The sequence below is a fragment of the Desulfamplus magnetovallimortis genome, from assembly GCF_900170035.1.
Lineage (GTDB): Bacteria > Desulfobacterota > Desulfobacteria > Desulfobacterales > Desulfobacteraceae > Desulfamplus > Desulfamplus magnetovallimortis.
On sequence record NZ_LT828624.1, the window covers coordinates 1 to 721 of the forward strand.

The following is a 721-nucleotide window of genomic DNA, read 5'->3' on the forward strand; positions in this document are numbered from 1 at the left end:
GATGATACATATACAATCCCTCCGCGCTGTTTTTTTAGGGCTTCGATTCCTGCGTATCGTCTTTTGTCTTTTTCGGAGAGTGTATTATAAAATTTCCTCATCTCTTGTTCAACCAATGCGGTATATGGGATTACGGTTGTTTTTCGAGGAGATGCAACCGCTTTTACTTCAATCCCTGATGAAGTTATCTCCGTTTGTAGTTCTTCGCTTATATCAATAGCTGGAGGTGACACTAAGAGCATTTGTGTGTTGTTTTTGCCATATGCTCCAACAACTTTGAATTCTTTGCCCATCTCATGCGACACTGATGAGATGATTGTCTCTTTAATAGGTACCGATAATATGTCAAATTCTATAAATATATTAGTAGTTTTTGAAAATCCTTTCAAAGGAGCGGAAAACAATAAAGAAAATGGGAGAGGCTCAATCCCTTTGCGCATCATATACAAAACAAACTTTTGTAAACAAAAAAGCCATATCTGGCCGACATTTTTTAAAATATGGTAATATAAAAACAGCATAAGCCCAGTTTTTATCATGCATTGCCATCGACAAAAGATATTTTGATAGCGTACATACCATGATGGAATTGTTACAGTACGTCTAACAACTTGCCAGGACATACCTGGCATTCGTTCTTGTTCAATCCACCATTCACATGACAATTGTTTTGTTTGTGGAAAAAAACCATTAAAAAGCAACAACATTAACATGCTCAAAA

Annotated in this window: 1 protein-coding gene; it reads right to left on the minus strand. The window is 36.2% G+C overall.

Translation table 11 applies throughout. From position 1 onward, the window contains the following. Positions 1-721, minus strand: a 721-nt coding sequence (locus MTBBW1_RS27330) for a hypothetical protein (protein WP_222424211.1), incomplete at both ends; no start/stop codon positions are given.